This window comes from Halosimplex litoreum, assembly GCF_016065055.1.
Classification (GTDB): Archaea; Halobacteriota; Halobacteria; order Halobacteriales; family Haloarculaceae; genus Halosimplex; species Halosimplex litoreum.
The window spans coordinates 3,014,060-3,040,461 of sequence record NZ_CP065856.1 but is presented as its reverse complement, the minus strand read 5'-3'; the positions used below and the strand labels follow the sequence as shown (position 1 = coordinate 3,040,461).

Below are 26,402 nucleotides of genomic sequence, written 5' to 3'. Positions count from 1 at the left end.
GACCGATCGAACCGAATATGTCGGTAATTACTGGTTTCGGACGTTCTCGAGGCTGTTTCGGGAAATGATTCGGAGCGACCCCGAAAGTATCACTTTCGAATTGTTTCGGCCGACAGAGCGGAATCGAATACATTCGGTTTCGAAATCACTAGTCGTTGGAAAGGGTCGCAGTCCGGGGATTGAGGGTCCCGGTCTGGGAGTAGATGCCGACCACGAGGAGCCCGCCGGCGAGGAGTAGTATCAGGGCACAGGCGGCGTAGACGGGGGCGAAGCCGATCGCTTCGACGACGGGGAGCGAGACCATCGGGCCGAGGCCGCCGCCCAGGTCGCCGAGGACGTTGTTGGTTGCCATCGCGCGGCCCGTACGGTCGCTGGGGGTGAGGTCGGCGAGCAGCGCCATCAGCGGGCCGTTGGCGCCACCCTGGCCGGTGCCGATGAGGACGCAGGCGACGACGAGTCGCTCCAGGCTGGCGGCCGTCGAGAGGGCGAGAAAGCCCAGAAAGGAGACGACGAGAAACGCGAGCAGCGTGGGCACGCGGGCGCCCAGCTCGTCGCTGATCTTCCCTCCGGTGAGAGTGAACACGGACGCCGAGAGGACTGTCACGGCCATGAGCAGTCCGGACATGCCCTGGGGGCCGTAGCCCCAGACCGCGATGTCCTTCGCGTCGACGAAGAGGACGAGCGTGGCGAACAGCGCGCCGAGGTAGGCGAAGAAGAGTCCGAAGTTGACGGACCCGACGGTCAGCGTGGGCAGTGCGGTGTCGATCTCCCAGGGTTTGACCGCGGGACGCTCCTCGTCGACGTGGGTCTCGGGGATGGTGCGGTAGGCGACCGCGCTGGCCAGCAGTGCGAAGCCGGCGGCGACGGCGAAGGCAGCCAACACGGAGTAGGTGTCACTGACGACGCCGCCCATGACCAGGCCGGCGGGAAACCCCAGGGTGATGCCGCCGCGGACGACGCCCATGTTCGTCCCCCGGTCCTCACCGTCGCTCACGTCGGCGGCGATGGTGTAGGCGGTGGCGAACACCAGCGCGCTGCCGATCCCCCACAGAATGCGGGCCAGCAGGAACCACGCTTCGGGCAGCGACGCCCGGAGTGCGACGACGTAGCCCGCCGTCGCCAGCCCCTCGACGAACAGCCCGACGACGAAGGGCGTCCGCGTTCCGACGCGGTCGACGATCGAGCCCGCCGGCGCGTTGGCGAGGATGCGGGTGAAGCGGTTGGCGCTGAGGATGAACCCGACGAGGAACGGCGAGATACCGAGCACGGCGCCGAGGTTCGGCAGGATCGGGAAGACGACGCCGCCGCCGAGTCCGACGAGGAACGTGCTGACGATGACCGACACGACGACCGTCCGACGGCGTTCCATGATCGCGATGGGATCGCCGAGCGAATAAGAGCTGTCAGTCGAGTCCGCCGGCCCCGCCGGGTGGCCCTCGGCGCACTGTCGCTCGGGAACGCAGTCGCTCGGGGGCGATTCGGCGAGCGCGGAATGGGTGTTCGAACCCGCGGGCGACGGGTTCGAACGGGCGAACGGACCGCCCCGCGGGCGACGGGACGGCCGGGCACGGGCGGCGGGCAGCCGCCCGGCCGTGTCGGGTCGCGGGTGGGGTTTTCGGGTACGCGGTTGGCTCGCCAGGTGGAGGGCGCGCCGACCGCAATCGAACCGTGGACCCCCGCCACAATAACCCCTCGCGAGACTAAAACAACGATTTAACGTTTCGCTCGAGCGCCCCGGTCGGGGCCGTTCCGGGGACGGGCGCTTCGAAACGGCGGATCACCGCCTCACTCGCCGGCAGTTCGTTCGTCGTCGTCGGGCGTCGGAGTCGTGACCGGACCGTCGGTCCGCTCGGACTCCCCGGCGACCTCCGAGTCGTCGAACGCGGAGTCGGTTTCGAGATCGACCTCGACCGACTCGTCCCCGCGGCCCGCGACCCGCCGGGCGACGACCGTCGCGACCACGCTGAGGACGACGCTCGCCGCCGCCAGCTTGACGAACCGACCGCGACCGCTCGGCGAGTCGGTCGCGCGACCGTCCGCGGGTTCCGCGTCTGCGACGGCCTCGGCGTCAACGACCGCCTCGTCGTCGACCGCGTCGGCTCTCCGACCGTCGGATCGGCCGGCGTCGGAGCTGAACTGGGCGTCGTCGAGGTGTACTTCGAACAGGGTGACGTTCTCGAATACCATGGGATACCTACGACCGCTGACGACTTAACTGCACACTGAGCCGTGCTGACAGACCGGACCGAGTCGGTGCGACTGGCGAGCGGCCGGCGAGCACCTCGCGGCGTCGCCGTCTGGTTCGTCCCAAACCTGTCGACGGTTCGACCAGAACGGTTAACGGCGAGATAGCCCAACGTCCGGGCGATGAACCGACGGAGATTCCTCCACTCCGCGACGGGCGCCGCGGCGGTCGGCCTCGCCGGCTGTCTCGGCGACGGCGGCGACGCGACCGACACCGCTGGCCCCGCCACCGGATCGACACCCCAACCGACACGGTCCCCGGCCGACGATTCGACGGTCACGTCGACCCCGGACGGACCCGGCGGCGTCTACGTCCAGTCGTTCCGCGAGGCGATGGTGATGCCCGGGACGGCGAGGGCCGGCGACTACCGCTTCGCACTGATGGTCGCGGTCCCCCACCGCTTCTGGACCGTCAACCTCGACGAGCGCTCGGTCACCGAGATCGAGGAGGGCGACGACGTCCACCTGATGGCCACGGTCTGGGACCCCGAGACCCAGACGGTACTCCCGGACTCGAACCTCTCGGTCGAGATCACCCGCGACGGCGACCTGGTCACCCAGGAGGTCATCTACCGGATGCTCTCCCAGCGGATGGGCTTTCACTACGGCGCGAACTTCCCGCTCGACGGCGACGGGACGTACGCCGCGCGGCTCAGCGTCGGCGGCGTGAGCGCGCGCACGACCGGCGCCTTCGAGGGTCGCTTCGATGACGGTGCGACTGCGGCCGTCGAGTTCGAGTGGGGAAAACGGCTGCGCGAACGGCTCACGACCGAACAGCTGGATCAGGCGGGCCAGCGTGGCGCGCTCCGCCCGATGGAGATGGGCGACGTGCCCCAGCCCCGCGCGCCCGAACCGGCCGCCCTCCCCGGGCGCGTCCTCGGTACCGGCCGCAGCGGCGACGCCAAACTCGTCACCACACAGGTCCCCGCGGCCGACGCCGGCCGGTTCACCGACGGCGGACCGTACCTCGCCGTCTCCGCGCGGACGCCGTTCAATCGGCTGGTCCTCCCCGCGATGGCGCTGTCCGCCTCGGTGGCCCGCGACGGCGAGACCGGCTTCGAGGGGCCGCTCGAGCCCACGCTCGACCCCGAACTCGGCCACCACTACGGCGCGGCGCTGCCCGAACCCGTCCAGTCCGGTGACGAAGTGACCCTCAGAGTGGGGACGCCTCCGCAATTGGCCCGCCACGAGGGGTACGAGCGGGCGTTCCTCAGGATGGAACCGGCGACGATCACCGCCTGACATGTCTGGAACCGCTTCGCGCCGGGTCGCCGTCGTCCTCGCGCTGGCGCTGGCACTCACGACGCCGCTGGCGGTCGCGACCGTCGGAGCCCACGGCGACCACGTCGCGGCCGACTCACAGGTGACCGACGACGGGACCGTCGTCGTCGAGGCGGTGTCGGCGCTGCGGCCCGGGTTCGTCGTCCTCCACGCTGACGACGGCGGGCGTCCCGGGGCCCCGATCGGACACGAGTACGTCGGCCGGACGCCGGACCTGACCTACCGGACGAGCGTGCCGGTCCGGGTCGACGACTCGGTCTGGCGGTCGTGGTCGGGCACCCGAACGGTCTGGGCGGTCTTGCACACCGACGTCGACGGCGACGAGACGTTCGACCCCGAGACCGACGCGTCGGCCGCGCGGCTCAGTCCGGCCGCGCGGACGCAGATCACGGTCCGAAAGAGCGATTCGGTGACCAGGGTCCTCGGCATGCGGTTCGAAGCCCAGCCGGTCGCCGACGGGACGCTCACGGTCCGCCGGGTCGACCTCTCGACGCCCGGCCACGTCGCGGTGTCCCCGGTCGGGCGGAACTCCAGCATCGGGTCCCGGTCGCTGGCCGCGGGCGTCCACCGAAACGTCACCGTCGCGCTGAACGAGTCGTTCGTCGCCGAGCGCGACCGCGACTTTCGGGTCCGCGTCGTCGCCCACCGCGACGGCGGCGACGGCGTCTTCGACCCGTCCGACCCGCCGATCACCGCCGGCGACCGACCGGTCGGGACGTATCTGACCGTCGCGGCCGGGAACGCCACGGACGACGGTCCCCTGATCAACACGCCGACCGTGACGACCGCTCCCGAAGCGTCGGCCACAGCCACACAGGCGGGTGGACCAGTCGCCGACGGCGACGGAACCGCCGGGACCGCTCCGACGAGCACGTCGCCCGGTGGAGCGACCGGTGTCGGCTCCGGCGCGACCGACGGCACCGCCGGGTCGGGCGCCGGCTTCGGCGTCGCGCTCACCGCGCTGGCGGTCGCCGTCGCCGTGCTGGTCGCCGCCGGACGGGCGGGTCGAGCGTCCCGCTGACGGGAACAGCCGCGGATCGGTGGGTCTCGCCGCCCCAGCCGTGGCTATCCGGACGGAGAGCACCGAGAACCGAACCGGCGACCGGCGGGCTAGAGGTAGTCGCCGTCGACGGTCACCGTGAGGGACTCGCCGTCGACCACGAGGTCGTAGTCGCCGGCCTCGACACGGTGGCCGTCACCGGGCGCGTAGACGCCCAGATTCTCGACGGGGACTTCGAGGGCGACACTCGCGGACTCGCCGGCGTCCAACTCGACCCGCTCGAACGCCTGGAGGCGCCGCTCGGGCATCACGAGCGTCTTCGATTCGGTCGTGCTGTACGCCTGGACCACCTCGGTCCCGCGACGGTCACCGACGTTCTCGACCGTGACGTCGAGTTCGACCGTCTCGCCCGGGCCGACGACGTCCTCGTCGACCGAAAGGTCACCCGTCTCGAACTCGGTGTACGAGAGTCCGTGGCCGAACTCGTAGAGGGGGTCGTAGGAATCGGGATGCTCGTGGTCGCCGATCGGACGGGGCTGGTGGAGGTGGTCGTGATGGAGGTCGACCTGCGTCCCCGAGCGGGGGACGGTCACCGCCAGCCGGCCACTGGGGTCGTTCTCGCCCACCAGCGTCTCGGCGACGGCTTTCCCACCCATCGTGCCGGGGAAGTAGGCCATCAGGACGGCCGCGGCCCGCTCGTCGAGATGCTCGACGGCAAGCGGGCGGCCGGTGACGAGGACGCCGACGACGGGCGTGCCCGTCTCGGCGACCGCTTCGACGAGTTCCTGCTGAGCCTCGCCCAGCGCGAGTCGCTCGCGCGTGGGGAACTCGCCCGTCTCGGTGCGGGGGTCGCCCGCACCGAACTCGTGGAGGTACCACCCTTCACCGAGCGCGAGCACGGCCACGTCGGCCTCGGCGGCCTGCTCGGCCGCGGCGTCCACGTCCAGCGTCTCGTTGTGAGTGGCCCCCTGCTCGTGGGTCACGTCACCGTCGACGTGCGCGCGGATCTCCTCGACGATCGTCGTCCCGTCGACGTGGTCCTCGTCCTCGACCGACCAGCCGCCGACCTGGCTCACCAGGTCGTCGGCGTTGGGCCCGCCGACGAACACGTCCTCGTCGCCCGAGAGCGGGAGGCAATCGTCGTTTTTCAGCAGCGTCATCGCCTCGCGGGCTGTCTCTAGGGCGGCCGCCTGGTGGTCGTCGGACCCGACCGTCTCCAGGGCTTCGTCTTTCTCGACGTAGGGGTCCTCGAACAGCCCCATCCGGAACTTGCGTTCGAGCACGCGCTCGACGCTCGAATCGAGCACCGACTCGGCCAGGTCGCCCGACTCGACCAGGTCGACCAGCTCCTCGACTTCGAGGTCGTTGCCGACCGAGGCCACGTCGAGGCCCGCCGTCCGGGCGTCGTAAGTCGCCTCGCGGAGATCCGCGGCGGTCTTGTGGTCGTCGGTGAGGTGGCGGACACCGCCCCAGTCCGAGACGATGGTGCCGTCGAAACCGAGATCGCTCCGGAGCAGGTCCGTGAGCCAGCGTTCGGAGCCGTGGACGGGTTCGCCGTTGATGGAGTTGTAACACGGCATCACCGACTCGACGCCCTCGGCGAGCGCCGCTTCGAACGGCGGGACGAACGTGTTGCGGAGTTTGTACTCCGAGACGTCGACCGGCGCGGCGTCCTCGCCGCGTTCGGGCTCGCTGTAGGCCGGGAAGTGTTTCGCCGTCGCGACGACGGTGTCGTCGGCCTCGATCCCCTCGCCCTGGTAGCCCCGAACCTTCGCGGCGGCCATCTCGGTGACCAGCCGTGGGCTCTCGCCGAAGGTCTCGAAGACGCGCCCCCAGCGGGGGTCCCGACCCACGTCGCAGGTCGGGCCGTAGTTCTGGTGGGCACCGGTCGCCGCCACTTCCGTCGCGGTGACGCGCGCACCGGCCTCGACCAGCTCGGGGTCCCACGTCGCCGCCGCACCCAGCCCGTTCGGGAACACCGCCGATCCGGCGACGTATGCGTGGCCGTGGACCGCGTCGACGTTGAAAAAGAGGGGGATCCCGAGCCGCGTCTCCTCGGTCGCGACCGCCTGGAGGTCGTTGACGATGTCGACGATCTCGTCGACTTCCGTCCCCGTCGACCCGGCCCAGCCAAAGGGCGCCGCACAGCCGAGGTGCTGCTCGCGCACCAGATCTTTGACTTCCTCGACGTCGACCGCTCGGTGCATCTGCCCGGCCCACGTTCCGACTAGCTGACCGGCCTTCTCTTCGACCGTCATGCGATCGAGCAGATCCGAGACCCGCCGCGATACCGGGAGATCCGGGCGCTGATACTCGGGATCCGCGTCGCTGGATTGCATGTTCGGATGGATTTCCGACGTCCACATAAACATTGCGAGGTGAATATCCGTGCGAGTCGTCCGAGTGAGCCGAACGGTCGTCCGTGGTATCGATATCCACACGTATTTGTCGTTCGACGGGCTGGACTCGGGTATGACCGACGAGGAATCCGCACCGCTGGAGGGGGTCGACACCGGGTCCGAAGCACTCGACGACGAAGACCGCGCCCAGATTCGGGAGGCGCTCACATCGGAGACGAACATCAGGCGAAACGAGGCCGCCCAGGCGCTGTCGCAACTCGCCGAACGGGACCCGTCGACGGTACGCCCGTTCGTCGACGACCTGCTCCCGCTGCTCGACGACGACCGCAACGCGGTCGCACAGCAGGCCGGGACCGCGCTGCTGGGTGTCGCCCGAGAGTTCCCCGAGGACCTCGCCGACTCGGTGCCCGCGGTCTTCGGATTGATCGAGCGGGAGTTCAACTCGCTGGAACTGCTGGGGACGCAGATCGTCGTCCAGGTCGTGTTGAACGAGCCCGAGGCGGTGACACCGCACCTCGACCGCATCGCCGCGGTGCTCGACGGGCGCTCGCCCGCCTACGAGACCACCGAGGGGATCGACATGGTCGACGACGAGGAGGCCCGCCAGACCATGCTCGAACACGACAAGCAGGAACACCAGTTGCTGGTCCAGTCACAGGGCCGACTCGCCAACGTGGTCACGGCCGCCGCCGAGGGCGACCCGGAGACCGCCGCCGACCACCTCGACGCGCTCGTCGGACTGTTCGACACGCCGGACGTGACGGTCGTCGGCGCGGCCATCGACGCCGTCTCCGAGATCGCCCAGGCCGACCCCGACGCGGCCGCCGAGGCCTACGACGCGCTGGTCGCCTGTCTCAACCACACCAACGACACCGTTCGGGCCCGCGCCATCCGCGCCCTCGGCTACCTGGGTGACGACCGCGCTGTCGGACCGCTCGAGGACCGCGCTCGCGTGGAGACCGACGACGACGTCGCCGACCTCGCCGAGGAGACCGCCGCGTTCCTCGACGACGCCTGACCGACGCGCCACCGTTCTTCGCGCGACCGCGACGACGGTCGCCTCTAGTCGTCCATCGCACGCTTCGTGCAGTAGTAGTAGGTGCCGATGAAGAAAGCCGTCGAGACACCGATCAACACCGCGTCGATGACGAGGATCACGAACGCTTCGTCGCCGGGCGAGACGAAGACGAACGAGAACACGAGCAACGCCCCCATCGACATCATGACCGCCAGCGCTATCGGGATGTTGTCGCGCTGGGCACAGACGAGATCGACCGCACTGGTTCCACCGGGCACGTTCGAATCTGTCGACCGACGGTATTCAAGCCCCCGGTTGCCCACCTCGCCGAGACCGTCTGCTCCGTGAGCGCGTCCGACCCGTGGGGTTGCGAGTGGCACGGCTCCGTGCGGTCGTGAGCGTCCCGCCGCGTGCGACCGTGAATCGGCTACGCGAGGCGCGAAAAAACGAGTCCGCGCGTCGACTCCCCCTCGAGACGGGTCGGGGTGAGGCGGTCAGTCGCTGGCGCTCTCGGCGCCGAACTCGCCCGTGACGTTGCTGGTGTCGAACTCCTCGTCGGGCCCGACACGCTCGGCGCCCTCGAGCGGTTCGCTATCCCAGTACTCGTGGTCGGGGTCCGCGCGGAAGCAGGCGGCGCCGTTGCCTTCGCCGCCTTCCACGTCGTACAGCGGCGGCTGCTCTTCGGTGCAGGCCTCCCTGGCGATGGGACACCGGGTGTGGAACCGACAGCCCGACGGCGGGTCGACCGGGTCCGGAACGTCGATCGAGCGCATCGGCGGCTCGCCCGCTTCCACCGCGTCGAGCTGGAGCGACGGCGTCGCCCAGCGCAACACCTTCGTATAGGGGTGCTGAGGGTTCTGGATCAGCCGCTCGGCGGTGCCGACCTCGACGATCTCGCCCAGGTACATCACCGCGATCCGACCGTCCCCGTGCTCGGTGAAGTACCGAGCGTTCGAGAGGTCGTGGCTGATGAACAGGAACGAGGTGTCGAACACGTTCTGCAGTTCGAGCATCAGATCCATCAGCTCGACGCGCAGGCTCACGTCGACGGCACTGATGGCCTCGTCCGCGAGGATCGCGTCGGGGTTCATCAGCAGTGCGCGGGTCAGCGCGACCCGCTGTTTCTCCCCGCCGGAGAGTTGGTGGGGGTAGCGGTCGGCGAAGTCACCCGGCGGATTCATCCCCACGCGGTCGAGCAGCGAGTAGATCCGGTCCCGCCGTTCGTTGGGACTGATGTTCGGGTGCGTGTGGTGCAGCGGCTCCGAGAGGATGTCGACGATCCGGCGGTTCGGGTTGAGCGAACTCCCCGGGTCCTGGTGGATGATCTGCAGGGCCTGGCGGATCTCGTCGTAGTCGATGTCCCCGTCGCCGTCCTTGGCCTCCCAGATGTCCTGACCGCGGTACTTGACGCTGCCGCCGGTCGGCCGCTGCAGGCCGATGGCGGTCTTGCCCAGCGTCGTCTTCCCACAGCCCGACTCGCCAAGCAGCGCGACCACGTCGTTCTCGTAGATGTCGAGATCGACACCGTCGACCGCTTTGACGACGTCCGGGTCGTCGCCGAAGATGTCGAACAGCCCCTGTTCCTCCTCGAAGTGGACCTCGACGTCGTCGAGTCCGAGGACGGGTTCCTCGTCGGTCCGTGCGGTCACGTCGCGGTCCGCGCTCGCCTCGAACTCGGGGTCGGCCGAGGTCTCGCCGTAGTTGAGGGTGATCTCCTCGCGAGCCTCTTCCCAGTGGTGACAGGCCGTGCGGTGGTCATCGCCGACGTTCTCGAGGGGCGGGTCGTCGCTGACGCACTCCTCGGTCGCGAGCGGACACCGCGGGTGGAAGCTACACCCCTCCGGGACGTTGACCGGTGCGGGACCCTCGCCCTCGATGGGCTGCATCTCCGACAGCGGGGCGTCGAGGTTCGGCGTCGCGTTCAACAGCGCTCTCGTGTAGGGGTGGCCCGCGTCGGCGATGATCCCGTCGCGGGTCCCGACCTCGACGAACTGGAACGCGTAGATGATGCTCATCCGGTCGGCCAGCGCCGTGATCAGCGGCAGGTCGTGCGTGATGAACGCGAGCGTCAGGTCGTAGCTCTGCTGCAGGTCGTTGAGCAGCATCAGGATCGACCGCTGCATGAGCAGGTCCAGCGCCGCCGTCGGCTCGTCCATCACGAGCACTTCGGGTTCGAGCACCAGCGACAGCGCGATCAGCGCGCGCTGTTGCATGCCGCCCGACAGCTCGTGCGGATAGGAGTCGAGGACCCGGTCCGGTTCGAGGTACAGGTCCTCGAGCAGCTCGCGGGCGAAGGCCATCCCCTCGTCGACGTTGGCGTCGTGAGCCTTCAGCGTCTCCTCGAAGTGCGTCCCGACCTCCATCGTCGGGTTGAACGAGGACATCGCCCCCTGGAAGACCATCGAGATCTCCTCCCAGCGGAACTGCCGGAGTTCCTCGTCGCTCTGTTCGAGCACGTCGATCGTCCGACCGTCGGTAGAGTGGTAGAGGATCTCGCCGGTGAGCACTCCGGGGTCGGGGATCGAATCGAGCAGGGCCGAGGCGAACATCGACTTGCCCGAGCCGGACTCACCGACGATGCCCAGCACCTCGTCGCGTTCGATGTCGAGGCTCACGTCGTCGAGGACGTACGTGTCGCCACCGTCGAAGGTCACCTTCGCGTTGGAGACCTCGACGATCGGGTCCTCGACGGTGGACTGTACCGTCGCGTTCGAACCGGATCGTTGATCGGTTGCCATCTAGATCATCCCCTTGGTCGTCGTCTCGTCGCCTTCCGCGGTCGATTCGGACTCCCCGGCCATCCGGGTGCGGACCCGCGGGTTGAACACCCTGTCGAGGCCCTGTCCCATGAGGATCAGCGCCAGCGCCAGGCCGACGATGAAGACCATGGGTGCGATCAGCCAGTGGGCCGCCTCGGGGACGAACAGCGCGCCGTTGGACTGAGCGCGCGCCAGCGTCACACCCCAGGTCGGCTGGCTGTAGGGCAACACGCCCAGGAAGTACAGCCCGACCGACGCGAAGATGGTGTATCGGGCGGCGAACACGAAGTTCACCGTCACGTACGGCATCAGGTTCGGGATCACGTCCTTCCGGAGGATCCGGAACGTGGAGGTCCCCATCGTTCGGGAGGCCTCGACGTAGCTGTCCTCGCGGATGGTCAGCACCTGCGAGCGCAGCGACCGACCGAGCCCGGCCCAGTAGTTGATCGTCAGCACGACACCGACGAAGATCGGGTTCTCCGGGCTGAACGTGATCGCGAGGATGATCACCAGCGGGAGGCCGGGGATCGCCATGAAGAAGTCCGAGATAGACATCAACACGGTGTCGACCTGGCCGCCCTTGTACCCCGCGAGCGTCCCGACGATGACGGCGAGGCCGGTGGCCCAGACGCCGCCGGCCAGCACCATCAGCAGAATGTCCGGCGTGGCGTGGATCAGCTCGGCGGTCAGATCGACGCCCGCGGAGGTCGTCCCGAGCGGGTACGACCAGTTCTCGAACATGCCGATCAGCCGGGGGGCCTGGCTCGACGACGGCTCGCGCCACAGCCCCAGGACGGCGACCGCCGAGATCGCCAGGTAGACGCTGAGCATCAGGAGCCCGACGCGCGTCCGCATGTCGGACCACGCGACGACCGCGGGTTCGTAGACGCTCCGCTCGTAGAACTCCCGGAGCCGGTCTCCCCTCGTCATGTCCGCGCCGGTGCTCTCGCTCTGCCAGTCGAGCCCCTCGGTGGGGGCGTCGGATTCAGTATGCTTCACTGGAATCACCCGAACTGATCCGCGGGTCGATCATGCTGTACGTCAGGTCGGCGACGTACACCCCGATGACCAGTGCCACCGTGATGACGAGGAACGTGCCCATCATCATCGGGTAGTCGTTGGAGTTAACGGCGTCCAACAGGTACAGCCCCAGCCCCGGGTAGTTGAATATCTGCTCCAGGATCACCGTGCCGCCCAGCCGGAAGCCGAGCAGCAGCAGGAACCCGGTGTACATCGGCAGGATCGCGTTGCGCGCGACGTACCGGGTCGCGATCCGACCGTCCGACAGGCCTCGCAGCCTGGCGACCTCGACGAAGTCCTCGCCCAGCACCTGGATGCTGTTACCACGCATCGCCAGCGCCTGTCCGCCGACCCCCACGATCGTGTACGACAGTATCGGGAGCGCCCCGTGCATCGCCACGCTGATAGCGTAGCCCAGGCTCCAGTGGTTCTCGATGTTGGGGTTCGCCGTCCCCGACGCCGGGAACAGGCCCCAGCGGTACGACATGAACAGCAGGAGCAGGATCGCCGCCACGTAGAACGGGATCGACATGCCCACGATCGACAGCGAGGAGGCGATGGTGTCGAACCTCGACCCCTCCCAGTAGGCCTGGATCGCGCCCAGGAGGATCCCGACCACGAACATCAGTATCGTCGATACGACGACGATGAAGATCGTCCACGGCGCCGCCTGGGCGACCATCTCCGTGACGGGGCGACTGTACTGGATCGACGTTCCAAGGTCGAGCTGGAACGCCGATATCATGTAGTTGACGTACTGTTCCGCCAGTCCCGCGTCCGGCCGGACGTTCTGCAGGTTCTCGATCTGCTGGTTGACCTGCTCGGGTGGGATACCCTGCCGGAGCAACTGGGTCCGCAACTGCGTGAACGGTCCTCCCGGAAGCAGACGGATCAGCCCGAAGGTGAGCGACATGACCCCGAAGATCGTGACGAACACCCGTGCTGTCCGCCGCACGTAGTAGTTAACCATGCGTCTTGATAATCGTATTTACAGCCGGCACTCTAAGGTCTAACGACTCGCGTCGTGAGAAGCGGTTCGGTGCGAGACCGATCGATACTCCCCCCATCGGTCTGGTCGGAGTCCGTTACTCCTGGGCAGACAGCTTGCCCTGGCGCGGCCACCAGAACGGCGGCCACTTGATACCACGAGCGGGGTCGCCCTCCTCGACGGAGACGTTCCACTCGTCGGTCGTGACCCACGACTGCTCGAACTTCGAGACCAGCGAGAGCATCGGCAGGTCGTAGTTGTTGTGCCAGGCGGCCTCCTGGACGATCGGCATCGCCTCCTCGTTGGTCGGCTTGGTCGCGATCTCGTCGACCTTGGCCAGCGGGCTGATCGTCATCTCGCCGTCGCCGCTCATGGACGGGATGGTCTGCTCGGACTCGGCGTCGTAGTTGTGTCCGCCGTTGAGCGCCGCCAGCGCGAGCTGGTGGCGCAGCGGGAAGTACGGGAACGACGACCGGGCCTGGCCGGGCAGCCAGTAGAACGTCCCGACCTTGAAGTTGCTCTCGATGAACGCGCCCTGCCAGTCACTGGTCGGTCGGCTCGCGACCGACAGATCGAAGCCGAACTCGTTGAGGCGGTCGACGATAGTCTCGGTCATCGTCGTGAAGTCGGTCCACCCGCCGGGGGTCAGGTAGTTGGCGCTGATGGGCTCGCCGTCGGGGCTCGTCCACGTGCCGTTCTGCATCGAGTAGCCGGCGTCTTCGAGGAGCTGCGTCGCCTCCTCGGTGTTGGTCGAACCGACGCCGTAGTCCTCGAAGTTGCTCTGGGCGTCGCCGAGCCAGCCCTCGATGTCGCGCGGGGCGATCCCACAGGGGACCGAGGCCGGGAACTTCGTGCGCGGACCCGCGTTCGCGACGAGCTCCTCACGGTTGATGACGTGGGCGATCGCCTGGCGGACCGCGCGGTCGCCGAAGATCGGGTCGTCGTGGTTGAAGATCATCCCGTAGCCCCACTTGGCCGGGATGGTCTGGACTTCCATGACGTAGTCCTGGAACGCGTTGACCGTCTCCGGCGCGGCGAACATGCTCCAGACGCTGTCGAAGCGCTTGCCGCCGGTGGTGAAGTCCTGCTGGGGGGCCGAGGCCTCCTGGTAGGAGTCGAACCGGTAGGTCGAGAAGTTGACGTTGTCGATGCTGTGGAACTCGGTGTTGCGCTCGAAGTTCCACTGCTGCTGGTTCTTGTCGACGTAGGCCCACGCGCCGCTCGTGATGACCTCGGTGTCGCTGTCCTCCCAGTTCCAGGTCTGGACTTCGGTAGCCTCGGCGTCGACGAACTGCTCGAACGCCGCGGCCGGCGTGTCGATCCACATGTTACCCAGCTGGTGTTTGACCATGACCGGGTTGGTCGGGCCCGTGAGGTTCAGCTGGTACGTGTAGTCGTCGACGACTTCGGTGCTCTCGACGTAGCCCCAGATGGCGCTACCGATCTTCTCGAGGATCTGGAACTGGACGTCGATGTCTTCGGTCGTGACGTCGCTGCCGTCGGACCACGAGAGATCCTCGCGGAACGTCAGTGTGACCGTCTCCCCGTCGAACTCCCACTCGTCCAGGGCCGCGAGCTGGAACTCCTGGGTCTCGAAGGAGTACGCGGCGTAGCGGTCGAACGCCAGCCGTCGTGCGGGCTCCGAAGAGATCTGCGTGTTGTGCGGGTTGAGCGTGCGGTTGGTCGGGTCGGCCTGGAGGCCACTCGCGTGAGTCTGGTCGACGACGTTCGTACTGCCGCCGTCCGAGCCGTCCGAACCGTCCGAGCCGTCCGAACCGTCGCTGCTGTCGGACCCGTCCGAGCCGTCACTACCGTCGGAGCCGGACCCGTCGGTCGGTGTCCCGTCCCCGCTACCACACCCTGCGAGTGCCGCGGCACCGGACGCTCCTGCAAGTGTCAGGAACTTCCGGCGGTCTACGACATCGCTGTACTCATTGGTACTGTCAGACATGCCTTTGGTTGGTTTACGATAACGGGTAATAAAACTTTTGGAAGGACGCGGACGCGTTCGGTCGGTTTCGGTCGAGGGCCGATCGGAGGAACGCGTCGTTGGGACTCTAATCTCCCGAAATCGGGGGACTCAGATCAGAGGATTCGATCGGTCTCGCCCCCGTGCTCGGGCAGCGGGCGCGAGCGGGCGCTAGCGCCCGCGTTTCGGAGAACGGAACCGATCGACTCCCGGCTCCTCGGGCCCAGGCCGTAATTGCCATCGTCAATGATCGAGATTCCACGCTTCGAAGCCCGACAGTCGGGTCCTAAGTCCGTCGGTCGATATGCACGGCTGTCGAACGGCCGTTCTGCATCGCTGAACCAGTGCGCGATCGTCGGTAAAGCAACGTTTCCCAGGTTGCTCGCGCGCGGGCGTCACAGACCGTGTCCGGTCCGGTACAGATCGGGAGATATCGTGGTGTGACGGCGCCGCACGGTCGCCGGCGGCGCGTGGGACGTGGCAGTCGGTGCGACCGTTCGTGGAAGGGTTTTTCAATCGGACCGACTAACCCTGTGAAAATGTCACCGGACAACGAGCGTGGGATCGGCCGCCGCGAGTTCGTCGCGACGGCCGTCGCTATCGGTGGGGCGAGCGCGCTCTCGGCGTGTCAGGAACGGGAACGGGACCTGGTGGGAACCGAATCCGACGGTCCCAGCGAACCGGAGGGGGCGGGTGGAACCCGGACGGGGACGGACACGGAGTTCGAGCTGTCGGTTCCGACGGGCAACCCCGACGCGCTGTCGAAGCGCCAACACGCCTGGAACTACGCGGTCGTCCACGACGCCCACGGCAACACCGTCATCCCGCAACAACAGCTGATCCTCGGGCTCTCCTACGAGGGGTCGACTCCGCCGACCGAGGCCGAGCGTGAACAGGTCGAGGGAACCCTTCGGACCCTCGAAGAGGCCTTCCAGTGGGGGACCGGCGGCAACCCCTCGGCGTCGTTCACGCAGGGGCTGCTCTTCATGCTCGGCTACTCGGCCAGCTACTTCGAGCGGACCGGCGGCGTCCCCGAGCAGCTGGTCCCGGCCGAAGACCTGCTCCGCCGGGTCGGCGAGGACCCCGACAAGGCCGACGACTTCGACGCCGTCCTGCTGATGAACAGCGACATCGGCTCGGTCGTCATGGCCGCCGAGGCAGCGCTGTTCGGCGAGATCGAGACGATAAACGGCGTCGAGGTGACCGACACCTTCGAGGGCGTCTTCTCGAAGACCGATCGGCGGACCGGGATGGTCGGCAAGGGTATCCCGGCGGACGTGCTGGACAACGACTCGATCCCGGAGTCGGCGCCGCTGTCGATGGGGTTCAAGTCCGGCTACCGCGACAGCCAGCCCTCCGAGGACCGGATCACCATCCGCGAGGGGCCGTTCGCCGGCGGGACGACGATGGCGATCTCCCGACTCGGCATCGATCTGGACCGCTGGTACGACCAGTCCCACGAGGAGCGGGCCGCCGAGATGTTCTGTCCCGCCCACGACACCGACGAGATCGGGGAGATCGGCGAGAAGCTCGGCGCCGAGAGCAGGATCACCGAGGAAAACGCCCGAAGCGTCGAGGAGTACGCAGAGGAGTACGACCGCGTGGGACACACGCAGAAAGTCGCACGCGCACGCGACGACGACTTCGTCCCGACGATCCTCCGGCGTTCGGAGGGGGTCGCCACGGACGCGGCCCAGGGGACGGAGTTCAACTTCAGCGGCCTCCAGCGCCACGTCGACGACTTCGTCGAGACTCGCAAGGCGATGAACACCGACGAGTACGACGACGACCTGGCGGCCGAGGACCACGGCATCGTCGACTACCTGGAGACGCTCCACCGCGAGACGCTGCTCGTGCCGCCCCGCTCCCAGCGCGCGCTCCCGACAGGGATCGACGAATGACCGGTTCGGACCGACGGACCAGCGGCGCCGCCCACCGGGCCCTCCTCACCGTCGCCGTCGCGCTGACGCTGGTCGTCTCCGGGTGCGCCGCCGCGCCCGGGTCGCTCGACGGCGCCGAGACCGACGGAGCGAGCGCCGAGATCGGGTTCGTCGACGCCACCGCCGAGGCCGGGCTCGCGTACAACGGCACCGGCACCGGCGCCGCCGGCAACGGCAACAACGGCGTCTTCGTGGCCGATATCGACAACGACGGCTGGGAAGACCTGCTCGCCGTCGGCGGCGAGCACCCCGCCCTCTTTCGCAACACCGGCGGCGCCTTCGAGCGCACGGGCGAGCTCTCCGGGCTCGAACGGGAGTACAAGAGCGCCGCCTTCGTCGACTACGACGGCGACGGCTGGCGCGACCTGCTCCTGCTCGCCAAGGACGGCCCCGCCGCCGCCTTCCACAACGACGAGGGGAGCTTCGAACGGACCGACGTCGGCCTCGGTAACTTCACGCACCCGCTCGGCGCGGCCGCCGCCGACTACGACGGCGACGGCGACCGCGATCTCTTCGTCTATCAGTCCGGTGACTGGGCCGACGAACGCCCCGAGGGATATTTCTCGACCAACAAGTCCGTCGCTGGCGACAACGGCAACCCCAACGTCCTCTTCGAGAACACGGGCGAATCCGGAGAGGGGCGCTTCGAACGCGTCGACGGAACGGGGATCACGGGCGACCGCTGGACCCTCGCGGCCAGCTTCGTCGACCTGACCGGTGACGGCCGCCCCGACATCCACGCCGCCAACGACTACAACAACGATACCGTCTATCTCAACCGGGGTGACGGGACCTTCGAGCAGGTCCAACTGGGCGGCGCTACCGCCCGTAACGGCATGGCCTCGGAGATCAACGACGTCAACCGCGACGGCCGCCCCGACGTGTTCGTCACCAATATCGATATCCCGGCCTCCCGCGAGACGCTCTCGCCCGACCGCTACGAGCGGCTCAAGCGGTTCCTCCAGTACGTCATCCACTCCGGCCGTACGAAGGGCAACACCATGCTCATCAATCAGGGCGACGGCGAGTTCGTCGACCGCGCCGACGCCTACGGCGTCCGCGAGGGCGGCTGGGGGTGGGCCGCTAGCGTCACCGACCTCGACAACGATGGCGACCGCGACCTGTTCCACACCACCCAGACCGTCGTCGCACTCAACCAGTCCGACCCCGTCTTTACGCTCCCGATGGTCTGGGAACGGGACGGCGACAACTTCACCCGCCTCGACGCCTCCGACCGCGGGTTCGCCGAGCAGGACGGCCGCGGGATGGTCACTGTCGACTACGACCGCGACGGCGACCGCGACGTGATCATCGCCGACTACCACGGGCCCTACGCCGTCTACGAGAACACCGTCCGGTCGCCCGACACCGAAAGACGAGCCAACGGGTCGGCCCCCGCCGGCGCCGCTCAGTTCGAGATCGTCGACGGCAACGGTGCGGTCGCCGTCGGCGCGAACGCGACGGTCACCGTCGACGGCCGGGAGACGGCCGTCTGGCAGAACTCCCGGAGCGACTTCATCTCTCAGGAGTCCTCGGTCACTCACATCGGGCTCGGCGACGCCGAGAGGGCGACCGTCGACGTGACCTGGCCCGACGGGACCGAGCGGACCGTCGAACTCGACGCCGACCGTCGCTACCGGATCGGTCCCGACGGCGTCGACGTGGTCGCGAACTTCTCCGCCGCACCAGCGAACTGAGCGAGGCGGTCGTTCAGACCCGTTCGCCGTGCATAATCACGTCGTCGCCGCGGCCCGGGCTCCAGACGATCCGGACCGTCGATCCCTCGCTCGCCTGGACGACCGTACTCTCCGATTCGGTCACCGGGTCGCTCCAGTCGGTCGCCCGACGGTAGCTCTCGACGCGTATCGTCAGATCGTCCGCTCGGACCGGCTCGCCGCCGGCGTGGGTGATCCGGACGGCGGTATCGTCGACCCGCTCGACCGTCCAGTTCACCTCCGGAGCGTCGGTCCCCCCGTTCCCGCCCGCGATGTTGAGCCCCACCACCACGAACCCCCCGACGACGGCGACCACGATGGCCGCCCCGACCAGATTCAGCATCGCGTCCCCGTCCATGCGCGTGAGGTGGGGACCGAACGGTATGAGCGTGTGGGCCGATCCGAGACTCGTGTGGGGTGGGTGTTTCTGTTCGAGTTGGTTTGGGCGGACGTCGAGCAACCGCGACCGCACTCGACGACAAGTGTCGAAAGCCCTCGACGCGCTCGCTCACGGCTCCCTGCAGTCGCCGTTCGCGTTGACGAGAGCTCCCTTCGGTCGTCCTCGCTCTCGCGGTCGCTGTCTCTGAAAAACGGAGATGTTCGGGATCGAGCGAGCGCACAGCTCTCGCAGACAGCGAGGGACCGCCGGTCCCTCGGACCGTGCGAACGGGCGCGGAGCGCCCGTGAGCAGACCTCGCGAATCTCCGATTCGCTCGGTGACGAGAGAGCGGAGCCCTCTCGAACCAGACGGGATATCCGCGCTCTCCGCACCGCCTGCTCACGGCAGGGCCGTCTGCTCGCGGGCCAGGGGCCCGCTCGTACGGTCAGTGGGCGCTCGGCTCCCACGCTACTCGCTTCGAGGCGCTGTGTGCCTCGCACCGCTCGACAGCGCACGCCGACCGCACCGCCAGCCCCAAATCCAATAGCCGTCACCTGCGTCAACAACGGTGACGTTCGAAGATCAGTCCAGCGCGGCGGCGAGGACAACGGCGAGGGCGGCACCCAGTCCGGCGCCCAGGCCGGCCGTCACGGCGCCGGGGAGTGCCCAGGGTTCGACGGCGAGCGCGAGCAGGGCGCCGGCGACGCCGCCGAGCCCGGCGGCGCTGGGGACCAGCCATCGAAGTCGTCCCGGGCGGTTCCACTCCTCGGGCCGCTGACCGAGTTTCGTTCGGAGGGACATCGCTATCGGTGAGTAGCGTCCGAACGCAAAAAACGGTTAGGTCTGAGACAGGACTCAGTAGTCGGTGACGAACTCGGCCACGTCGAGCATGCGGTTGGAGAAGCCGTACTCGTTGTCGTACCAGGTGAGGATCTTCGTCATGCCGTTGACGACGTTGGTCGACTGGAGGTCGACCTGCGAGGAGTAGGGGGTGCCCTGGATGTCCGTCGAGACGACCTCGTCGTCGGTGACGCCAAGCACGCCTTCGAGTTCGCCCGCGGCGGCCTCGCGGAACGCGTCGTTCACGTCGGCCTCGGTCACGTCGGCGTCGAGGTCGACGACGAACTCGGTGATCGAACCGTTGGGGACCGGAACGCGGATCGCCATCCCGTCGAGTTTGCCCTCCAGTTCCGGGAGGACCTCGGTGGCGGCCTGGGCGGCGCCGGTGGAGGTCGGGACGATGTTCTCGGCGGCCGCGCGGCCCCGTCGGGTCTTCGATTTCGGGCCGTCGACGAGGTTCTGCGAGCCCGTGTAGGCGTGGACGGTGGTGAGCTGACCGGCCTCGATGCCGAACTCCTCGTCGAGCACCTTCGCGACGGGCGTGATGGAGTTGGTCGTACAGGAAGCGTTCGAGACCACGTCCTCGCCGTCGTACTCGTCGTGGTTGACGCCGTAGACGATCTGTTTGACCGATTTCTCGCCCTTCGGCGGCGCGGAGATGACGACCGTGTCGGCGCCGGCGTCGACGTGCTTGCTCGCGTCGTCGTAGTTGCGGAAGATGCCGGTCGCCTCGAAGGCCACGTCGACGTCCAGATCGTCCCACGGGAGCTCGGCAGGGTCGGTCTCCCCGTGGATAGAGGCGCCGAAGTCGGTGCCGTCGACGGTCATGACGCCCTCCTCGAGCGTGACACCGTCGAGCGTTCCCATCACGGTGTCGTAGCGCGCGAGGTACTCCATGTCGGCGTCGTCCATCACGTCGTTGATGCCGACGACTTCCACGCGCGGGTCTCCCAGTGACGCGCGGAAGACGTTCCGTCCGATGCGACCGAAGCCGTTCAGACCGATGCGTACGGTCCCCTCGTCAGATTCACTCATACTGGATAGAACGTCTCCCGAGGCGAGTATAGGGTTTTCGAATACGGAACGCACAGCTCGGGCGTTCGGCCATGGGGACCGACCCGACGTGCCCTGTCGCCGCCCGATACCGCCGATAGCGCCCCGCGGTCGTCGGGAACGGCCACCACGGGCGCTGTTACGGGCGGCGGCGTTCGACTCGGATCCCCTCGTCGCGTTCGGCCCACGCCTGGAGGCGTTCGACTCGCTCGTCGGTCGCGGGGTGAGTCGACAGCAGCCGCGTCAGCGGTCCTTCCTCCTCACCGTCGACGTACAGCGGCGACAACAGCGACCACGGTCCCTCGCTCGCACGTTCGATCTTCCGGAGCGCCCGCGCCAGGGCCAGCGGGTCGCCGGTCACCGCCGCGGCGCGGTCGTCGGCCGCGAACTCCCGGCGTCGGGAGTGGGCCAGTATCGCCAGCGTCAGCGCGAAGAATACGAGCGAGACGGTCCCGACGACCGCTCGCTGGAGTTTCCCGGGGATCGTCCGCGTCCACGCTTCCGGCCGCCCACGGATCCACGCCACCCCGCGGGCCAGCCCCGCCGCGACGACCAGCACCGGCGCGAGCACCAGCGCAGCCAGCCCCGACAGCGTCCGGAGCGCGCTGTAGCCGACCGTCTGAACCAGGCTGTCCTTGCGCTCGATGTGTGCCAGTTCGTGAGCCAAAATCGCCGACAGCTCCTCGAAGGTCAACAGCGAGAACAGCCGTCGGTCGACCACCACGTGCCCGCGACCGAACCCGCCGCCCAGCGCCAGGGCGTTGGGCTGGCCCATCTCCGCGACCAGCACGTCCGGCCGCTCGATACCCATCGCGTCGCTGAACCCGCCGAGCCGTCGGTACAGCATCGGCGCCCGGGCTTCGGGGAGCTCCCACACCTGGAGACTCCGGAGGATCTGAGCGGTGCCGACCCGGTAGCTGACGAACGCGAAGACGACCGTCAGGACCGCGAGATACAGCGCTAGCGTTCCAAGCGGCGGCCGGATCGCCCAGACCGCCCGCGCCACCTCGTAGACGAGGTAGGCGCCGGCCAGGTACACCGCCAGCGTCAGCACGCCGACGACGATCATCAGTCCCCGGAGTACCCAGCGCATATCGGATCTCGGTGTGGATGCCTGAAAACGCTTGCTTGCCCGCGGTCTGTGTCGTAGCGATAGCGAGCGGGAACGCGGCGAGCACTCCGAACGAGTTTCGGTCAGTACGGTCCGACGTTGGTGCATTTGAGGGTGGCGATGCGGTCGGCGCGCGCTGTCGAGCGGTGCGAGGCGCACAGCGCCTCGAAGCGAACAGCGTGGGAGCGATGCTCCCACGGCCCGTGCGAGCGGGCCAGCGGCCCGCGAGCAGACGGCCCTGCCGTGAGCGAGGGGTGCCGAGAGCGCGGAAATTCCGGTCAGCGACCGTGAGTACGAGGGCGACTGAAAGGAGCCCTCGATGCGAACGGCGCGCAGCGCCGTGAGCGGAGCGACCCGTGAGCGAGCGCGCCGAGGGCGTCCATCGCCTGCCGCCGAGTCCGATCACGGTCGTCCTCGGTTCTTCCGCGGCGGACCGACCAGAAAGAACGTCTGGACTTGCAACTCGAACAGAATGCGCCCAGACCCGACCGGGCGGTTTTTTCTCGCCGCCGGGCGACGGGTCGAACAGACTCATGACCTCGTTCAAGACGCTCGACGATCTGGAAGACGGACAGCGCGTGCTCGTACGACTCGACCTGAACTCCCCCGTCGAGGACGGTGAGGTGCAGGACAACCGGCGATTCGACCGCCACGCCGAGACGGTGCGCGAACTGGCCGAACGGGACTTCCGTGTCGTGCTGCTGGCTCACCAGGGCCGACCTGGCCGCGACACGTTCGTCTCGCTCGAACAGCACGCCGACATCCTGAGCGAGCACGTGGGCCGCCCCGTCCAGTTCGTCCCGGACACGTTCGGCGACGACGCGCTCGCGGCGATCGACGACCTCGACGGCGGCGACGTTCTCCTCCTCGAAAACACGCGGATGTGCGACGAGGAACTGCCCGAGGAGGACCCCGAGACCAAGGCCGAGACTGAGTTCGTGGAAACGCTGGCGCCGGTCTTCGACGGGTACGTCAACGACGCCTACTCGGCGGCCCACCGCAGCCACGCCTCGCTGGTCGGATTCGCGCTGGCGTTGCCCGCGCACGCGGGTCGCGTCATGGAGACGGAGTACGAGGCCAACACGGCCATCGCCGAGCGTGAGTTCGACGGCGAGGTGACGATGGTCGTCGGCGGGACGAAAGCCACCGACGTGATCGACGTGATGACCGCGCTGGAGGACAAAGTCGACACCTTCCTGTTGGGTGGGATCGCGGGCGAGCTGTTCCTGCGGGCCGACGGCGTGCCCGTCGGCCGGGACATCGAGGGGATGGACCTGTTCGACGACCAGTGGGAAGCCAACGAGGAGACGATCCGGGGGCTGATCGACGACTACGGCGACCAGATCCGGCTGGCGCTGGACCTGGCCTTCGAAGCCGAGGGCGGCGAACGGGCCGAGATCGAGGTCGGCGACGTCGCGGAGAAAGACCGGGCCTTCCTCGACGTGGGGTCGAACACGGTCTCGGAGTACGCCGCGACCATCGAGGAATCGGAGGCGGTCTTCGTCAAGGGCGCGCTGGGGCTGTTCGAGGACGAGCGGTTCGCCGACGGGACCGTCGGCGTGCTCGAAGCCATCGCCGGGACGGACTGTTTCTCGGTCGTCGGGGGCGGAGACACCTCTCGGGCTATCGAGATGTACGGCATGGAGGAGAGCGACTTCGGGCACGTCTCGATCGCCGGCGGCGCGTACATCCGCGCGTTGACCGGCGAGCGACTGGTCGGCGTCGAAGTCCTGCGCGAGTAGGAGAGCGGCGTCAGGCGCGGCGACACCAGGCGTGTCGCGCGCTCCAGTCGTCGGCGGGCGGGTCCGCGCGGACGACCCCCCCGCCGGATCCCCCATCTTCCGGTGGCGTGCCACCCTGTTCACCCTCCCAGGTGAGTCGTGCGTGCCGCCGCGTCCAGTCTCCGCCGGTGTCTCCCATGTGCCCTGCTCGGGCCGCGGGAATAAATTTCTTTCTCTGAGTTGTGAAATAAAATAACTCGACAGCGAGTTAATCCCTCGGCTATCGGAGGTCGCGGCGGGGAGGAGACGGCGCGGCGGGGAGGAGACGGCGCGGCGGGGAGGAGACGGCGCTCAGGACGGTGGGGCGTCCCACTCGTCGGCGGCGTCGCGGGGGTCGTAGCCGAGCACGTCGCGGGCGTGGTCGATGTCGAACCAGCGGTCGCTGTTGTCGCTGACGCCGTAGAACACGTCGAAGTCGACGGAGTCGTCGGCGAGACAGCGCTCGACCATGTGAGCGATGTCGCGACGGGACTGCCACATGCAGTGCATGCGGGCGACCTGCTCGTCGTAGGCCGCCGAGTCGAGGGCGAATCGGCCCTCGTCGACGCCGCGCTGGGCGTCGCCGTACGGGTGGTCGTACTCGGGGTCGCGAACGGCGCAGATTCGCAGGGCGTACACCGAGAGGTCGCTCGTCTCGGCGGCGAGTCGGCCGAGCCCCTCGCCGTAGACCTTCTCGACGCCGTACATCGAGTCGGGTCGGGGCTGGACGCGATGGTCGACCTCGAGGTCCGACCCGTAGTAGACGTCGGGCGCGGCCTCGACCTCGTACATCCCGACGGCGTGGTTCGAGGAGGCGTAGACGAAGGTGTCCAGACCCGCCTCGACGGCCGCCTCGTAGGCGGTGGCGTGGAGTCGGAGGTTCGCGAGGTGTTCGTCGCTCCGGGCCATCGTCCGGTCGTTCGGCCCGCCGTCGTCCATGTGGACCCGCGCGAGGTGGACGACCGCGTCCGCCTCGGCGACCTGGTCGCGCACGACCGCTCCGTCGGTCGCGTCCGCGACGACCGAGTCCACGTGGTCGTCGGGGTGTTCGGTCACGTCGAGACTGGTGAACTCGTAGTCCTCGCGGTCGCCCAGCTGGTCGGTGATCGCCGTGCCGATCGTGCCCGCGCCGCCCGTGACGAGTACGTCCATGGCGACGGTTCGACGGGGAGTGTCTTGAACCCGCGTCTCCCGGAACCCGACGGCGGGGCCGGTCCCCCTCCGGGATCCAACGTCGAGGTCGCAGTCCCTGACCCTGGCGTGGAGGGACACGTTGATTGTCCGACCGGGCCAAGCCCGCCCATGCGACTCGGCATCGTTTCCGACACGCACGACGACCTGGAGGCGGTCGAAGCGGCCGTCGAGACGTTCGAACGCGAGGACTGCGACCTCGTGGTCCACTGCGGCGACTTCGTGGCGCCGTTCTCGGCGACGCCCTTCGACTCGTCGTTCGACTTCCACGCCGTTCGGGGCAACAACGACGGCGAGTGGGCGCTGGCCGAGACGGTCGACGGCTTCGGCACCTACCACGGCGAGACGGCCGAACTCACCCTCGACGGTCGGGAGTTCGTCGTCTACCACGGCACCAGCGGCGCCGTCGTCGACGCGCTGGTCGAGTGCAGCCGCTACGACTACGTCCTGCACGGCCACACCCACCAGTTCGTCCACGAGACCTACGAGGACACCGTCCGGATCAACCCCGGGGGCATCCCCTTCGAGGGCGCGCCCGGTCCCCACTACGCCGTCGTCCTCGACACCGGAACCGACGAGGTCGTCGATACGGGAGACGACGACGTCGAGCGGTTCACGCTGTCGGCGGGACGCGAGTAGAAAATCGAGGTGAATGCGGTGTGATCAGTCGTCGTCGCGGCCGCCGTCGGCGACGGCAGGCGAGCGGGCGACGGGGTCGCGGGTCGCCCCGCCGATCTGACCGTCGAGCCCGAGCGCGTCCTCGGTGAGGGTCGTGCTCTCCTCACGGTCGGCGGTGTCGGCGACGGCACGGACGGCGTCGACGTTCTCCGGCACCACGTCGGCCTCCTGGTGGATGGCCTGGAAGAGGTAGAGGTCGCGACCCTCGACGGTGATCGAGTCGCCCCAGATGCAGTTCTCCCAGCAGTCCCCGCGCGGGCGGCCGGCGTCCTGGGCGAACTCCTTGAGCTTGCCCGCGCCGTCGATGTCGAGTTCGGGCGGGAGGACGAACAGGCGCGACTCCGCCTCGAGCAGCTCGCGGACGGACTCGGCGTCGGCGTCCGAAGCCAGCGTCACGTTGACCGAGTGGGTGTGCATCAGCGTCGCGGGCACCTTCATGCCCATGGTGTCGACGTCCAGGTCGGGGAAGACCGTGTTCAGGTCGGGACCGTGGTGAGAGGGGATCTCGACGGGGTCGGGCAGGGTGTCGTTGATCGGCCCGCGGTCGGTCTGGCCGGGGTCGCCGCCGCGACGGACGAGTGTGATGCGGGCCTTCTCGATCCCGTACTCCTCGACGATGGGCGCGAACAGTCGCGAGAGCCCGGTCGTGTTGCAGGAGACGACGCGGGCGGTGTCGGCGCCGCGGGCGGCCTCGTAGCTGGCCCTGGCGGTGAAACTCACCTCGGCCACGTCCGGGTCCTCGCCGCCCTGGAAGATCGCGGGTGTGCCGTGTTCGCGGTACAGTTCAGCGTTCTCGGCGCCGATCCCCGAGGGCGTGGCGTCGACGATCACGTCGCTCTCGGCGACGAGTTCGTCGACGGCCCCGGCCAGCTCGAAGCCGGCCTCGTCGAAGGCGTCGGTCCGCTCTCCGTCGGCCGCGTAGAGGGAGTAGCCGCGTTCGAGCGCGACCTTCGCCTCGAAGTTCGGGCTCGTCTTGGCGACGCCCGCGACCGCCATGTCCGGCTGAGCGCGTATCGCGTCCGCGACACGTTTGCCGATCGTCCCGTATCCGTTGACGCCGACCTCGATCATATCTCACCGTTCACCGGGCACCGGC

22 protein-coding genes are annotated in these 26,402 nt (G+C 68.3%); 7 read left to right on the top strand and 15 right to left on the bottom strand.

Annotated features, from left to right (window positions below; translation table 11 throughout):
* Nucleotides 1-148 precede the first annotated feature (148 nt).
* Both I7X12_RS15055 and I7X12_RS15050 read right to left on the bottom strand, forming a co-directional pair.
* Nucleotides 149-1,369 (bottom strand): MFS transporter, encoded by a 1,221-nt coding sequence (locus I7X12_RS15055; RefSeq protein ID WP_198060873.1) that lies wholly within the window; start codon nucleotides 1,367-1,369, stop codon nucleotides 149-151.
* Nucleotides 1,370-1,785: 416 nt separating this feature from the next.
* Complete coding sequence (locus I7X12_RS15050) at nucleotides 1,786-2,187, bottom strand: hypothetical protein (RefSeq protein WP_198060872.1); 402 nt, start codon at nucleotides 2,185-2,187, stop codon at nucleotides 1,786-1,788.
* A 180-nt stretch (nucleotides 2,188-2,367) separates the two neighbouring features.
* Here I7X12_RS15050 and I7X12_RS15045 point away from each other — a divergent pair, with 180 nt between their 5' ends.
* Complete coding sequence (locus I7X12_RS15045) at nucleotides 2,368-3,486, top strand: DUF7350 domain-containing protein (RefSeq protein WP_198060871.1); 1,119 nt, start codon at nucleotides 2,368-2,370, stop codon at nucleotides 3,484-3,486.
* A 1-nt stretch (nucleotide 3,487) separates the two neighbouring features.
* Nucleotides 3,488-4,546 (top strand): DUF7282 domain-containing protein, encoded by a 1,059-nt coding sequence (locus I7X12_RS15040; RefSeq protein ID WP_198060870.1) that lies wholly within the window; start codon nucleotides 3,488-3,490, stop codon nucleotides 4,544-4,546.
* Between the two features lie 89 nt (nucleotides 4,547-4,635).
* Here I7X12_RS15040 and I7X12_RS15035 read toward each other — a convergent pair whose 3' ends face one another.
* Nucleotides 4,636-6,864 carry a glycoside hydrolase family 3 N-terminal domain-containing protein gene (locus I7X12_RS15035; protein ID WP_198060869.1) on the bottom strand — a complete coding sequence of 743 codons (2,229 nt, stop codon included), beginning with the start codon at nucleotides 6,862-6,864 and terminating at the stop codon, nucleotides 4,636-4,638.
* Between the two features lie 133 nt (nucleotides 6,865-6,997).
* Here I7X12_RS15035 and I7X12_RS15030 point away from each other — a divergent pair, with 133 nt between their 5' ends.
* Nucleotides 6,998-7,903: a HEAT repeat domain-containing protein gene (locus I7X12_RS15030; protein ID WP_198060868.1), complete on the top strand. Its 906-nt coding sequence runs from the start codon at nucleotides 6,998-7,000 to the stop codon at nucleotides 7,901-7,903.
* A 44-nt stretch (nucleotides 7,904-7,947) separates the two neighbouring features.
* Here I7X12_RS15030 and I7X12_RS15025 read toward each other — a convergent pair whose 3' ends face one another.
* From I7X12_RS15025 to I7X12_RS15005, 5 genes are all read right to left on the bottom strand, one after another.
* Nucleotides 7,948-8,181, bottom strand: coding sequence for a hypothetical protein (locus I7X12_RS15025; RefSeq protein ID WP_198060867.1), 234 nt, complete (start codon nucleotides 8,179-8,181; stop codon nucleotides 7,948-7,950).
* 216 nt (nucleotides 8,182-8,397) lie between these two features.
* Nucleotides 8,398-10,641: an ABC transporter ATP-binding protein gene (locus I7X12_RS15020; protein WP_198060866.1), complete on the bottom strand. Its 2,244-nt coding sequence runs from the start codon at nucleotides 10,639-10,641 to the stop codon at nucleotides 8,398-8,400.
* A complete protein-coding gene (locus I7X12_RS15015) occupies nucleotides 10,642-11,670 on the bottom strand; it encodes an ABC transporter permease (RefSeq protein WP_394355614.1) in 1,029 nt (342 codons plus the stop codon).
* Entirely contained in the window at nucleotides 11,648-12,652 is a 1,005-nt protein-coding gene (locus tag I7X12_RS15010; protein WP_198060865.1) for an ABC transporter permease, read from the bottom strand. The genes I7X12_RS15015 and I7X12_RS15010 overlap by 23 nt, the downstream gene beginning before the upstream one ends.
* Before the next feature lie 115 nt (nucleotides 12,653-12,767).
* Entirely contained in the window at nucleotides 12,768-14,621 is a 1,854-nt protein-coding gene (locus I7X12_RS15005; RefSeq protein WP_232342863.1) for an ABC transporter substrate-binding protein, read from the bottom strand.
* A 557-nt stretch (nucleotides 14,622-15,178) separates the two neighbouring features.
* Between I7X12_RS15005 and I7X12_RS15000 the strand changes: the two genes are divergently transcribed.
* On the top strand, nucleotides 15,179-16,540 hold the full coding sequence (locus I7X12_RS15000; RefSeq protein ID WP_198060864.1) for a DUF7405 family protein: 1,362 nt from the start codon (nucleotides 15,179-15,181) through the stop codon (nucleotides 16,538-16,540).
* Entirely contained in the window at nucleotides 16,537-18,276 is a 1,740-nt protein-coding gene (locus tag I7X12_RS14995) for a CRTAC1 family protein (protein WP_198060863.1), read from the top strand. The genes I7X12_RS15000 and I7X12_RS14995 overlap by 4 nt, the downstream gene beginning before the upstream one ends.
* Before the next feature lie 13 nt (nucleotides 18,277-18,289).
* Here I7X12_RS14995 and I7X12_RS14990 read toward each other — a convergent pair whose 3' ends face one another.
* From I7X12_RS14990 to I7X12_RS14975, 4 genes are all read right to left on the bottom strand, one after another.
* A complete protein-coding gene (locus I7X12_RS14990) occupies nucleotides 18,290-18,652 on the bottom strand; it encodes a type IV pilin (RefSeq protein WP_198060862.1) in 363 nt (120 codons plus the stop codon).
* Nucleotides 18,653-19,255: 603 nt separating this feature from the next.
* A complete protein-coding gene (locus tag I7X12_RS14985) occupies nucleotides 19,256-19,474 on the bottom strand; it encodes a hypothetical protein (RefSeq protein WP_198060861.1) in 219 nt (72 codons plus the stop codon).
* 54 nt (nucleotides 19,475-19,528) lie between these two features.
* Nucleotides 19,529-20,548: a type I glyceraldehyde-3-phosphate dehydrogenase gene (gene gap, locus I7X12_RS14980; protein ID WP_198060860.1), complete on the bottom strand. Its 1,020-nt coding sequence runs from the start codon at nucleotides 20,546-20,548 to the stop codon at nucleotides 19,529-19,531.
* 157 nt (nucleotides 20,549-20,705) lie between these two features.
* Nucleotides 20,706-21,659: a M48 family metalloprotease gene (locus I7X12_RS14975; RefSeq protein WP_198060859.1), complete on the bottom strand. Its 954-nt coding sequence runs from the start codon at nucleotides 21,657-21,659 to the stop codon at nucleotides 20,706-20,708.
* Nucleotides 21,660-22,210: 551 nt separating this feature from the next.
* Here I7X12_RS14975 and I7X12_RS14970 point away from each other — a divergent pair.
* The gene (locus tag I7X12_RS14970; protein ID WP_198060858.1) at nucleotides 22,211-23,419 is read left to right on the top strand and encodes a phosphoglycerate kinase; all 1,209 of its coding nucleotides are present in this window, start codon (nucleotides 22,211-22,213) and stop codon (nucleotides 23,417-23,419) included.
* Nucleotides 23,420-23,429: 10 nt separating this feature from the next.
* Here the strand turns inward: I7X12_RS14970 and I7X12_RS14965 are convergent, their stop codons facing one another.
* Both I7X12_RS14965 and I7X12_RS14960 read right to left on the bottom strand, forming a co-directional pair.
* Nucleotides 23,430-23,597, bottom strand: a complete 168-nt coding sequence (locus I7X12_RS14965) for a hypothetical protein (protein WP_198060857.1) — start codon at nucleotides 23,595-23,597, stop codon at nucleotides 23,430-23,432.
* A 152-nt stretch (nucleotides 23,598-23,749) separates the two neighbouring features.
* Nucleotides 23,750-24,589 carry an NAD-dependent epimerase/dehydratase family protein gene (locus I7X12_RS14960; protein WP_198060856.1) on the bottom strand — a complete coding sequence of 280 codons (840 nt, stop codon included), beginning with the start codon at nucleotides 24,587-24,589 and terminating at the stop codon, nucleotides 23,750-23,752.
* 150 nt (nucleotides 24,590-24,739) lie between these two features.
* Between I7X12_RS14960 and I7X12_RS14955 the strand changes: the two genes are divergently transcribed.
* The gene (locus I7X12_RS14955; protein WP_198060855.1) at nucleotides 24,740-25,267 is read left to right on the top strand and encodes a metallophosphoesterase; all 528 of its coding nucleotides are present in this window, start codon (nucleotides 24,740-24,742) and stop codon (nucleotides 25,265-25,267) included.
* Nucleotides 25,268-25,291: 24 nt separating this feature from the next.
* Here the strand turns inward: I7X12_RS14955 and I7X12_RS14950 are convergent, their stop codons facing one another.
* Nucleotides 25,292-26,377, bottom strand: coding sequence for a type II glyceraldehyde-3-phosphate dehydrogenase (locus I7X12_RS14950; RefSeq protein ID WP_198060854.1), 1,086 nt, complete (start codon nucleotides 26,375-26,377; stop codon nucleotides 25,292-25,294).
* Nucleotides 26,378-26,402 lie beyond the last annotated feature (25 nt).

Bases quoted from the DNA above. Each gene is read 5' to 3' on its own strand.
- I7X12_RS15055 (WP_198060873.1), bottom strand. From the start codon at position 1,369: ATGGAACGCCGTCGGACGGTCGTCGTGTCGGTCATCGTCAGCACGTTC.
- I7X12_RS15050 (WP_198060872.1), bottom strand. From the start codon at position 2,187: ATGGTATTCGAGAACGTCACCCTGTTCGAAGTACACCTCGACGACGCC.
- I7X12_RS15045 (WP_198060871.1), top strand. From the start codon at position 2,368: ATGAACCGACGGAGATTCCTCCACTCCGCGACGGGCGCCGCGGCGGTC.
- I7X12_RS15040 (WP_198060870.1), top strand. From the start codon at position 3,488: ATGTCTGGAACCGCTTCGCGCCGGGTCGCCGTCGTCCTCGCGCTGGCG.
- I7X12_RS15035 (WP_198060869.1), bottom strand. From the start codon at position 6,864: ATGCAATCCAGCGACGCGGATCCCGAGTATCAGCGCCCGGATCTCCCG.
- I7X12_RS15030 (WP_198060868.1), top strand. From the start codon at position 6,998: ATGACCGACGAGGAATCCGCACCGCTGGAGGGGGTCGACACCGGGTCC.
- I7X12_RS15020 (WP_198060866.1), bottom strand. From the start codon at position 10,641: ATGGCAACCGATCAACGATCCGGTTCGAACGCGACGGTACAGTCCACC.
- I7X12_RS15010 (WP_198060865.1), bottom strand. From the start codon at position 12,652: ATGGTTAACTACTACGTGCGGCGGACAGCACGGGTGTTCGTCACGATC.
- I7X12_RS15005 (WP_232342863.1), bottom strand. From the start codon at position 14,621: ATGTCTGACAGTACCAATGAGTACAGCGATGTCGTAGACCGCCGGAAG.
- I7X12_RS15000 (WP_198060864.1), top strand. From the start codon at position 15,179: ATGTCACCGGACAACGAGCGTGGGATCGGCCGCCGCGAGTTCGTCGCG.
- I7X12_RS14995 (WP_198060863.1), top strand. From the start codon at position 16,537: ATGACCGGTTCGGACCGACGGACCAGCGGCGCCGCCCACCGGGCCCTC.
- I7X12_RS14990 (WP_198060862.1), bottom strand. From the start codon at position 18,652: ATGGACGGGGACGCGATGCTGAATCTGGTCGGGGCGGCCATCGTGGTC.
- I7X12_RS14985 (WP_198060861.1), bottom strand. From the start codon at position 19,474: ATGTCCCTCCGAACGAAACTCGGTCAGCGGCCCGAGGAGTGGAACCGC.
- gap (WP_198060860.1), bottom strand. From the start codon at position 20,548: ATGAGTGAATCTGACGAGGGGACCGTACGCATCGGTCTGAACGGCTTC.
- I7X12_RS14975 (WP_198060859.1), bottom strand. From the start codon at position 21,659: ATGCGCTGGGTACTCCGGGGACTGATGATCGTCGTCGGCGTGCTGACG.
- I7X12_RS14970 (WP_198060858.1), top strand. From the start codon at position 22,211: ATGACCTCGTTCAAGACGCTCGACGATCTGGAAGACGGACAGCGCGTG.
- I7X12_RS14965 (WP_198060857.1), bottom strand. From the start codon at position 23,597: ATGGGAGACACCGGCGGAGACTGGACGCGGCGGCACGCACGACTCACC.
- I7X12_RS14960 (WP_198060856.1), bottom strand. From the start codon at position 24,589: ATGGACGTACTCGTCACGGGCGGCGCGGGCACGATCGGCACGGCGATC.
- I7X12_RS14955 (WP_198060855.1), top strand. From the start codon at position 24,740: ATGCGACTCGGCATCGTTTCCGACACGCACGACGACCTGGAGGCGGTC.
- I7X12_RS14950 (WP_198060854.1), bottom strand. From the start codon at position 26,377: ATGATCGAGGTCGGCGTCAACGGATACGGGACGATCGGCAAACGTGTC.